We start from the raw sequence: 9058 nt of genomic DNA on the forward strand, positions 1-9058 counted from the left end.
TTCGCGGTTGAAGGTGATGGGGTGGCTTCGCAACCGAATCCTACGCCGCATCAGCGCTTTACACCACGCTCGCCAGCCTCTCAGGCGCCCTCTCGCGAATAAGACGGGCTAACGCGTTGATCTGGATCAACTGCTCTAGTTGTGATGATGGCCGCCGCCGCGGTCAGACGCGCAAGTTTAGATTGTGCACGCGCGAAGGCGATGCGAGAGTTGAGCTCCCCAATGGAGACGGCAGGGTGTGATGGGGCTCATGGCCATCGATCTCGGGCTTCGCGGCGCGGCGAGCGGCGTGTTCCTGCTGATCATTGTCGTCGCATTACTGCGCCGTGTGACCGGCCAACAGGTTTTGCTGGGCATCGCGATGTGCGCGGGCGGCATATTTTACGCGATCGTGACCGCGCCCAACTTCCCGAAAACGGCTTGGTGGTGGACGTTGCCGATCCTGTCCGCGCAGCCTGCCGTGTTCTGGCTGTGGGCGCGCGCGGCGTTCGACGACGATTTCGTGCTGAAGCAGTGGCACGGCGCCCTGTGGCTGAGCGTCGTGGCCTATGGGTTTGCGATCACGCTGGGTTGGGCGCACTGGCCAGCTTTGGCCGGCGCGGGCGGTCGAGTCCTGGCGTTGGGTACCCTGGTGCTGGCCCTCGCTGCCGCGGTTCAGACGGTCAAGAGCTGGCGGGCCGATCTGGTCGCGCGACGCCGCCGACTGCGGTTGGCGATGCTTGCGATCAATGTCCTGCTCATCGCGGCCGTCGGCGTGGCCGGCTTCGCCGCAATTCCCGTCGCGGTTCCCGGCGCGCCCGGCAGTCTCCCGACCGCGCTCGGCCTGTTCGTGGTGGCCATGCTCGCCGGACTGGGGGCTTTTGCCACACAGCCGGCCGTGCCCGTCAACGACGCCACGGCGGCCATTGCATCCGGCGATGCGCGCAAGGCCGATCGTTTTCCGGCGGGCCAGGTCATCGTTGATCCGATTCTGCTACGGCGTCTCGACCATCTGATGACCGTCGAGAGAGCCTACCGGCAGGAAGGTCTTGCGATCGGGGCGTTGGCGGCCCGGCTCGATGTTCCCGAGCACCGGCTTCGCCAGGCCATCAACGAAGGGCTGGGCTATCGGAACTTCAATGCGTTCCTGAACCACTATCGCATCGAGGATGCCAGGCTGGCGCTCTCGGACGCGACGCAGCGGGAGGTCCCGGTGCTGACCATCGCCATGGATGCGGGTTTCCAGTCGATCGGACCTTTCAACCGCGCCTTCAAGGCCGAGACCGGCGTAACCCCGACCGAATTCCGGCGCGAGGCGCTGAGCCGGCCGGACGGGGCTGACATCAGCGAACCGCGTCGAGAAATCGGCTAGCCGATTTTTGGATCGGGCGAGAGGGCCGCGCCCCGATTGGGCAGATTGTCCGGCGGAAACCTTTCGCCAACCGGAATGAGCGCATCCATGTCTGCTTTGACCACCGCCGCCCCCGCATCGGAACGGCTCCACGCTCTCGATGCGCTCAGGGGCGGCGCCCTGTTGCTTGGCATCGTCCTGCACGCCGCAATGTCGTTCGTGCCTGCCACGCCCCGGTTCTGGTTCATCCAGGACACCCATCCAAGCCTGCTGCTGGGCCTGCTGACCTTCACGATCCACGTCTTCCGGATGACGACCTTCTTCCTGATGGCGGGTTTCTTCGCTCGCATGAGCTTTCATCGCCGGGGCACCCAGGGCTTCGTCCGGGACAGGCTTCAGAGAATTGGGCTGCCGCTCGTGATCGGTTGGCCGATCCTGTTCACGCCGATGAGCCTCATCGCGATCTGGGCGTCGCATTTTCCGAATGGCGGCTGGTCCCGCAGCTGGCCGCCGGTGCTGCCGAATTTCCCCCTGGCCCATCTCTGGTTCATCTATGTGCTGCTCGAGCTCTATGTCGCCATGCTGCTGCTGCGCGGCGCATTTGTCTGGCTCGATGCATCAGGTACGTGGCGAGTGGTGATTGACCGTGTCTTCGCAGGGATCATGAGAAGTCCGCTGGCCCCCCTTGCTCTGGCGATCCCGATCGGCATCGCATTCTGTCTCGACCAACGCTGGATCAACGTGATGGGTGTGAGGACGCCGGATCAATCGCTCATCACCAACGCGCAGGCCTGGATCGGCTTTGGCTCCGCATTCGCCGTCGGCTGGCTGCTGCATCGGCAGGTCGATCTGCTGCGCCTCATCGAGCGACGCTGGTTGCCGCACCTCCTGCTCGCGGTCGTCCTGATCCTGATCAGCTTCGTGCTCGCGGGTGTGATGTTGTCTGCGCCGGGCACGCCGAAATTGTCGGTCAGTTTCGCGACACTGAGGCTTGTCTCCGCCATCCTCTACGCACCCGCAATATGGATCTCGACCTTCGCGGTCCTCGGCCTCGCACTTCGCTTCATGTCCGGCTTCAGCCCGACCCGGCGCTACCTCGCCGATGCGTCCTATTGGCTCTATCTGATCCACATGCCGATCGTGATGGTGCTGCAGGTCGCGCTGTCGCAGCTCGACTGGCCCGGGCTGGTCAAGTTCGCGATCATTCTCGTCGTCGCTATCCCGCCGATGTTGGCGAGCTATCATCTGATGGTACGCTTCACCTTCATCGGCGCGGTCCTGAATGGGCGACGCGCACGGCGCGAAGCGGCGCCTGCCGCCGCGGTCACAGGGCCCGCCGTGCCATAACGCGAAGTGTCGTGTCATTCTCCCGCACGGCGGAATTGCGGCTCCATAGACAGCGCCTCTCCGCTCACTAAGATGAGCGCAACAAGAATAAGCGGGAGAGGCGTCATGAAGTTCGGCATCTTCTATGAGCTGCAGCTGCCACGGCCCTGGGTGGCCGGCGACGAGCTGAAGCTCTACCAGAACGCGCTCTCGCAGATGGAACTTGCCGACAAGCTCGGCTACGACCACGCCTGGGTCGTCGAGCATCACTTCCTTGAAGAGTACTCGCACTCGCCCTCGCCGGAATCGTTCCTCGCTGCCGCGAGCCAGCGCACGAAAAACATCCGGCTCGGCCACGGCATTCTCCAGCTCACCACCAATCATCCGGCGCGCGTCGCCGAGCGCGTCGCGGTGCTCGACCTGCTCTCCAACGGCCGCTGCGAATTCGGCATGGGGGAGAGCGCCTCCATCACCGAGCTCACGCCGTTCGGCCGCGACATGGAGACCAAGAAGGAGGTCTTTGAGGAGGCGGTGCAGGCGATCTTCCCGATGTTCAAGGATGCGGGGAGCGAGCACCACGGCAAGTATTTCGACATTCCCTTGCGCAATGTCGTGCCGAAACCGGTGCAGAAGCCGCATCCGCCGCTGTGGATGGCCTGCTCGCAGCTGCCGACCATCGAACGCGCCGGCCGTCACGGCTTTGGCGCGCTCGGCTTCCAGTTCGTCAGCGCCGATGCCGCGCATGCCTGGGTGCACGCCTATTACAACGCGATGACCAAGCGATTGCACAAGCTCGCCGACTACGAGATCAACCCGAACATGGCGCTGGTGTCGTTCTTCATGTGCGCGAAGACCGACGAGGAGGCGCGTGCGCGCGCCGACGGCGCCACCTTCTTCCAGTTCGCGCTGCGCTTCTACGGCGCCTCGCAGAACCGCCAGCGTCCCGCGCCCTACACCGTCAACATGTGGGACGAGTACAACAAGTGGAAGCGCGACAATCCGGAAGCACAGGAGGCCGCGCTGCGCGGCGGCCTGATCGGCTCGCCCGAGACCATCCGCAGGAAGCTGAAGCGCTTCCAGTCGTCGCATATCGACCAGGTCATCCTGCTCAACCAGGCCGGCAAGAACAGCCACGAGCACATCTGCGAATCGCTGGAGCTGTTCGGCCGCGAGGTAATGCCGGAGTTCCAGAACGATCCGGCCCAGGCGGCCTGGAAGCAGGGCGTCATGAGTGGTGAGATCAAGCTGGAGGAGATCGACACGGAGGCGTTTACGGACCGCTACGGCAAGCTCGCGATCAACGTCGCGCCGGCGAAGGCCACGGCGGGGTAGGGGGCTCAGGCGTTTCCGTTGTTGCGGCATGGGCCCCGGCTCTGCAGCGCACCGCTGAAGAAGCGCTGCGCTGCGTCCGGGGCATGAGACCATCTTCCGTAGCGACCAGCAACACTCTCGTGTCCCGGACGCGCTGGAACGCGTAGCGTTGCTGCGCAGAGCCGGGACCCAGAAGGCGGCATACGCCGACCCAGCCGACTTCCTGCCAAATCCTCTTGCTGATATCGTCCGCCAAAAGAACTTTGGCGGAGGAAACCGATGCGGCCCCACGGCATGGCTTCAACTCCAGCGGCGAACGACATCGCGCCCGCGGTGCTCGCCATCGGCCGACCTGATTTCCCGAATGTCCTCATCGACACGTTGCGCCGGCAGGCCGGCGTCGGCCATTGCATGGTGTTCGCCCTGACGCGCACCGGCGCGGCGAGTTGCCTGCTCGACGCCGGCAACATCCCGATCGGCAGCGATCTCGGCGCGGCCTATGCCGGTCAGTTCCACGAATCCGATCCCAATCGTGATGCGCTGTTCGAAGGCGAGGGCAGCGCGCCGATCATGCTGCCGTCGTTCGCGCCGCGCATGTATGGCGCGCGCTACCGGAAAATCTTCTTCAATGACTCTGATATCGTCGACAAATATGCGACAGCAATCTGGGTCGGCGACATCTGCTTCTATGTCAATTTCTACCGCATCACCGCCCAGGGCCGCTTTGGCGACGTCGAGCGTGCGCGGCTTCAGGCCATTGCGCCTGCGATCAGCGCCAGCGTTGCGCGTCATTTCCAGCAGGCGGACACCGCGACGCCCGACCAGAACCTCGCCGCGTTGTTCGCAACGCGCGCGCCACTCTCCGCGCTGACGCCGCGCGAGCAGGACGTCTGCCGCCGCATCCTGCTCGGCTTCAGCTCCGAGGCGATCTCGCAAGCGCTCGGCATCAGCCTGCATTCGACCCTGACCTACCGCAAGCGCGCCTATGAGCGGCTCGGCATCTCCTCGCAGAACGAATTATTTTCGATCGTGCTGGGCCTGCTCGCGGGTCCGCGCGGTCTGAACTGAGGGGATACTAAGTCCGCGATATCTGCTTCCGAGGGCAAAGCGGACATGCGGTCCGCCCACGGGGATCGTCGCCTTTTGACCCGAGGCCGACATCGCGGCGCGAATCCTCTTCAAGGATACTTACGCTTTCCCAAGTCGGATATGGTGTTGACCAGAATCAAGGGGGCAAAGGTGCAATTTCCAATGAGGCAAATCATACTCTCAATAGTCGCTGTTTTGTCGTTCTCATCTGCGCGTGCTGAGACGGTCAAGATACCTTGGCATACTTCAGCGCAGTCCTTGCCTTGGATTCCCGGCAACGAATACATCGACGGCAGGTCGAAAAATTTCATGGACGGCACCGTCGAGGAAAAGGGCAAGGTAAAGGCCGAGGGCGAACTGTCGGCGGACATTATGCGGCCGCAGGGCGCCAAGGGACCAATCCCCTTCGTGATCATGCTGCACGGCTGCGACGGGTTCGGCCGGGTCGAGAGGAAATGGGGGCGCGACTACGGCGGCAGATTGGTCGGAGCAGGCTATGGTGTTCTCCTGCTCGACAGCTTCGGCAGCCGGGGATTGGGACCCGACGGCGTCTGCTCGGATCCCAGCCAGTTGACTTGGGCGCGGCGCCGGGCTGACGATGCGTATGCGGCGCTGGACTGGCTCATCGGACAGAAGATCGCCGATCCCAAGCGGGTCTACGTCCTTGGCCGCAGCAACGGTGCGACCACGACCTTGATCATCATGAACCGGGCGATCGGCGACCTGCACGAGCACATGTTCGCGGGCGGCTTCGCGATGCAGCCGTCCTGTTATTTGATGAAGAACGTCGAGTTCTACGCCCCGGTCCATCTCTTCCTAGCAGAGAAGGACGAGGCGACCAGCCCCATCCTCTGCGGCCAGATGGCCGAGAGCAAGCGGTCGATTCCCGTGAAGACGGTGCTGTGGAAGGGGGCGAACCACAGCTTCGAAGATCACGAGCCAATCCACGTTTTCCATGGCTACCATGTCGGATACAATGCCGCGGCTGCGGAAGGCACCATCAAGGCAATCATTAGTGCGTTGAACGAGGCCAAGAAAGCGGAAAACTGACCGCGCGGAGTCGCTCAGCCTGTAGGTCTGCGACGACGGCCGAATGGCGGCGGATAGATGCGGGAAGTCCGTCTGAACGACTTCCGCTCGTGGCCCGAAGCCGCCGTCAATGAAGGAGCGGAGCGTGTCCGCTCCGCCGGGCGATTCAGACCTCGACTCGTTTCGCGATGAGAAGCGCGTCGTCCTCGTCGCGACCTGAATATCGAGCGGTACGCCCAATTTTATGTTGCCGAACAAGAGTTCGGCGTTAACCACGACTAACGGTTCCAGTCCGTGCGACATCGCTTCGAAGTTTCTTAAATCTTGCCGGGTACCTCTTCCAGGCATGGTGACCTGGGGAAAGACATGAGCAAGCGGGCCAAACGTAAGAAGACAGAGGCCCTCGCAATACCCATGGCCGCGAGAGTTGCGATTGGCGCCGTGGCCGTCGCCGTCGTGGGGTATAGCTTGCTGTCTGGCCCGGCGGACGTGCAACCGATACGAAAACCGTCCGCACAACAGGCCCAGGCGTCGTCAACTCCGGTTTACGTGTCGACTCCAGTTCGTGCATCAGCGCCAGCTCCGGCTGCGATTCCGGTCCCGGCTCCGATCCCGGCCCCGGCGCCTCTGGTCGAACCACCCAAAGCCGACGCTGGCGTTCCCGGAGCACTTGTCCGGCAGGTGGTTGACTACGCCAGCCGTCAGGCGCCGGGCACCGTGATCATCGATACCGGAAACACATTCCTCTATTTCGTTCTGAACGACAGGCAGGCGATGCGCTACGGCATCGGTGTTGGCCGCGAGGGTTTCACATGGTCCGGTGAACAGACTGTGGCCCGTAAGGCAGAATGGCCGGATTGGCATCCGCCTGTGGAGATGGTCTCGCGTCAGCCTTATCTGCCGCGGTTCATGGCGGGCGGTCCCGGCAATCCGCTCGGCGCCCGGGCGATGTATCTCGGCGAGACCGAATATCGCATTCACGGCACCAACAACCCCGATACGATCGGGAAGAAGGTGTCGTCCGGCTGTATCCGGCTGACCAATGACGACGTCACGGACCTCTATGAGCGGGTGAAAGTCGGAGCGAAAGTGATCGTGCTTCCGGCAACCGCCGCCCGCAGGCCCTCCCAGGGAGCGCCGACCGACGCCGCTTTCCGGTTGCCGGACCCGGCATCGCCGTCGAAGCGGCCCTTGGCGGCTAACGCGCAGATGTTGCCATCTGGACCGAAGATCGCCGAAGCCCGCTAAGTCAGTCCTCCGCCCTCGGTTTGCAACTGAGGACAAGGAGGCAATTCAGGTCGTCGCGTTTAGGTCAGCTGCTGGCCCTTAACGAGCCGCGCGTATTGCTGATTTACCGAGCGATCTTCTTGATGCAAGTGGGTTCGCCGCTCGGGTGATGTGTGCAATCCCAGTCGGGTCCAAAGCCCGCACTGGCGTTCCGCTGTGGTAGGAAAGGATAGTAAACTACAACTGCCGCAAAGATGGTGACCGCGACAATTACTGACACCATCATCCATGCGATGCCCGCGCGATCCGGACTCCAGTGGAGTCGCCAAATGGATCGATGCTTCCTTGAATTGGGGTGCTTCACCGCCGTACCATCGATGTCGTCTCGCCGATATTTTGCGAATTCAAACGGTTTCGCCACTTCCATCGACTTGGGATTGTGCTCTGCCAACCCCAAGCTCAAGCGCTGCAGCGATCCGCTCCAAGCCTGCGTTCGTTCTGCGCGTTTCGGCAATCTGCTGCTCATATAGATCAATCATCGTGGCGCCCGACGAAGTGCGTTGGCGCATCACACGCATTGCTAAGGTCGATCCACCCACTATCAGGATGAACGGCCACCAAGAGTACATCGCAAGCAGTATTTCGCCCACGGTCATCCACAACCTCCTAAAGCAACTCTGATCAGTTCCTGCGGTCTTTCTCGAGAACAGCTGCGATCCTCTCCATCGCAGCACTCGTCCGATATGTTTCTGTGAGGTGCTGCTCCCGCAACTCAATCATCGATGCCCCGGAAGCTGCGCGTTCCCGGCACAATCGCCCTAACAGGATCCATCCCGCAGGTATCAAGATGACTGGCCACATGTAGTACAGGACAACAGCCCAATCGTATGTTTGCATGCGATTTTCACCAAGGATTTCAATCATATCGATTGCAACTTAAGCGATAATCGATCAAGTCGCACGTGAGGCGCGCGCTCACGATTAATAGATCGTTGCTCGGGGCTATTGGGGGCGGACGGGCGGAATTGCCCTTAACAAACGTCCGCTCACGCGTTTGTCGATGTCCGCCGTTGTGGGCCATGCGGACCCCGCTATCGCGACCGCGTGTCACCCGGCTCGTGACGACACGCCCCAATGCCGTCCGTCCCTATTGCTAGGGACAGCGCTGGCGGCGGAGTTCGCTAGTCTGGCCTGAAGCACACGAGCATCAGGGGAGACCGCCTTGAGCACCGCGCCGCGCATCGACATCGACCCTGCTTCGTTCTGGGCCGATCCCTATCCGATGCTCGCAAAGATGCGGAAGGAAGCGCCGATCGCCTTCGTGCCGCGGCTCGGCTTTTGACCCTGAGCAGACTCTGAGGACGCGATACAGCGGAGCGCGCCATCGCGACGATCGGCACTGTGGTGCGGATACGGCTTGCAGCTCAACTGACATGGCGTTCGCTTACAAAGCAAACAGACGGAAAGATCGAATTCCGAAGTTGGTCAGCATCGCTGTCCAGTGCGTCTTGGCCGCAACAGCCAGTGAGAAAATGCGAGCCGTCCAGCCTCACGCCTTCGTTGTGGCGAATCCAAAAGATAAATCGATGCCGGATTGGGGCCAGGCTGAACACGAGGATCTGTGGTTGGATCGATTGGGGGGCCGCGGCCGCGCGGCTGGCGATATTGAAGATTTGGCAAGCAAGCTGTATTGCCGGCGCGCTGACAGCGACTTCGCTTGCCGCGATTGGTCAGATCGCGGTACCG

General features: G+C 62.3%; 9 protein-coding genes. 7 read left to right on the top strand and 2 right to left on the bottom strand.

Annotated features, from left to right (window positions below):
• Nucleotides 1–241: 241 nt before the first annotated feature.
• The 4 genes from QJT78_RS45760 to QJT78_RS45775 all read left to right on the top strand — a co-directional run bounded on the left by QJT78_RS45760 (nucleotide 242) and on the right by QJT78_RS45775 (nucleotide 5035).
• On the top strand, nucleotides 242–1351 hold the full coding sequence (locus tag QJT78_RS45760; RefSeq protein WP_028151032.1) for a helix-turn-helix domain-containing protein: 1110 nt from the start codon (nucleotides 242–244) through the stop codon (nucleotides 1349–1351).
• Between the two features lie 87 nt (nucleotides 1352–1438).
• Complete coding sequence (locus QJT78_RS45765) at nucleotides 1439–2677, top strand: acyltransferase family protein (protein WP_028151031.1); 1239 nt, start codon at nucleotides 1439–1441, stop codon at nucleotides 2675–2677.
• A 105-nt stretch (nucleotides 2678–2782) separates the two neighbouring features.
• The gene (locus QJT78_RS45770) at nucleotides 2783–3988 is read left to right on the top strand and encodes an LLM class flavin-dependent oxidoreductase (RefSeq protein ID WP_028151030.1); all 1206 of its coding nucleotides are present in this window, start codon (nucleotides 2783–2785) and stop codon (nucleotides 3986–3988) included.
• A gap of 258 nt (nucleotides 3989–4246) precedes the next feature.
• Nucleotides 4247–5035 carry a helix-turn-helix transcriptional regulator gene (locus tag QJT78_RS45775; RefSeq protein ID WP_038943945.1) on the top strand — a complete coding sequence of 263 codons (789 nt, stop codon included), beginning with the start codon at nucleotides 4247–4249 and terminating at the stop codon, nucleotides 5033–5035.
• 110 nt (nucleotides 5036–5145) lie between these two features.
• Here the strand turns inward: QJT78_RS45775 and QJT78_RS45780 are convergent, their stop codons facing one another.
• Nucleotides 5146–5367: a hypothetical protein gene (locus tag QJT78_RS45780; protein WP_028151029.1), complete on the bottom strand. Its 222-nt coding sequence runs from the start codon at nucleotides 5365–5367 to the stop codon at nucleotides 5146–5148.
• On the opposite strand from QJT78_RS45780, the gene QJT78_RS45785 reads away from it, so the two are divergent.
• On the top strand, nucleotides 5366–6106 hold the full coding sequence (locus tag QJT78_RS45785) for a prolyl oligopeptidase family serine peptidase (protein ID WP_014496561.1): 741 nt from the start codon (nucleotides 5366–5368) through the stop codon (nucleotides 6104–6106). The two genes, QJT78_RS45780 and QJT78_RS45785, sit on opposite strands and share 2 nt — an antisense overlap.
• 345 nt (nucleotides 6107–6451) lie before the next feature.
• Nucleotides 6452–7333, top strand: coding sequence for a L,D-transpeptidase (locus QJT78_RS45790; protein ID WP_038943947.1), 882 nt, complete (start codon nucleotides 6452–6454; stop codon nucleotides 7331–7333).
• 383 nt (nucleotides 7334–7716) lie between these two features.
• Here the strand turns inward: QJT78_RS45790 and QJT78_RS45795 are convergent, their stop codons facing one another.
• Nucleotides 7717–7968: a hypothetical protein gene (locus QJT78_RS45795; RefSeq protein ID WP_049807751.1), complete on the bottom strand. Its 252-nt coding sequence runs from the start codon at nucleotides 7966–7968 to the stop codon at nucleotides 7717–7719.
• A 777-nt stretch (nucleotides 7969–8745) separates the two neighbouring features.
• On the opposite strand from QJT78_RS45795, the gene QJT78_RS45800 reads away from it, so the two are divergent.
• Nucleotides 8746–9058 (top strand): hypothetical protein (locus QJT78_RS45800; RefSeq protein ID WP_281460657.1); only part of this gene is annotated, 313 nt, incomplete at its 3' end.

Source organism: Bradyrhizobium sp. Mp27 (assembly GCF_029953005.1).
Lineage (GTDB): Bacteria > Pseudomonadota > Alphaproteobacteria > Rhizobiales > Xanthobacteraceae > Bradyrhizobium > Bradyrhizobium barranii.

Excerpts from the sequence above, each read along its gene's own strand:
- QJT78_RS45765 (WP_028151031.1), top strand. The coding sequence starts at position 1,439 with ATGTCTGCTTTGACCACCGCCGCCCCCGCATCGGAACGGCTCCACGCT.
- QJT78_RS45775 (WP_038943945.1), top strand. The coding sequence starts at position 4,247 with ATGCGGCCCCACGGCATGGCTTCAACTCCAGCGGCGAACGACATCGCG.
- QJT78_RS45790 (WP_038943947.1), top strand. The coding sequence starts at position 6,452 with ATGAGCAAGCGGGCCAAACGTAAGAAGACAGAGGCCCTCGCAATACCC.
- QJT78_RS45770 (WP_028151030.1), top strand. The coding sequence starts at position 2,783 with ATGAAGTTCGGCATCTTCTATGAGCTGCAGCTGCCACGGCCCTGGGTG.
- QJT78_RS45760 (WP_028151032.1), top strand. The coding sequence starts at position 242 with ATGGGGCTCATGGCCATCGATCTCGGGCTTCGCGGCGCGGCGAGCGGC.
- QJT78_RS45795 (WP_049807751.1), bottom strand. The coding sequence starts at position 7,968 with ATGACCGTGGGCGAAATACTGCTTGCGATGTACTCTTGGTGGCCGTTC.
- QJT78_RS45785 (WP_014496561.1), top strand. The coding sequence starts at position 5,366 with ATGGACGGCACCGTCGAGGAAAAGGGCAAGGTAAAGGCCGAGGGCGAA.
- QJT78_RS45780 (WP_028151029.1), bottom strand. The coding sequence starts at position 5,367 with ATGAAATTTTTCGACCTGCCGTCGATGTATTCGTTGCCGGGAATCCAA.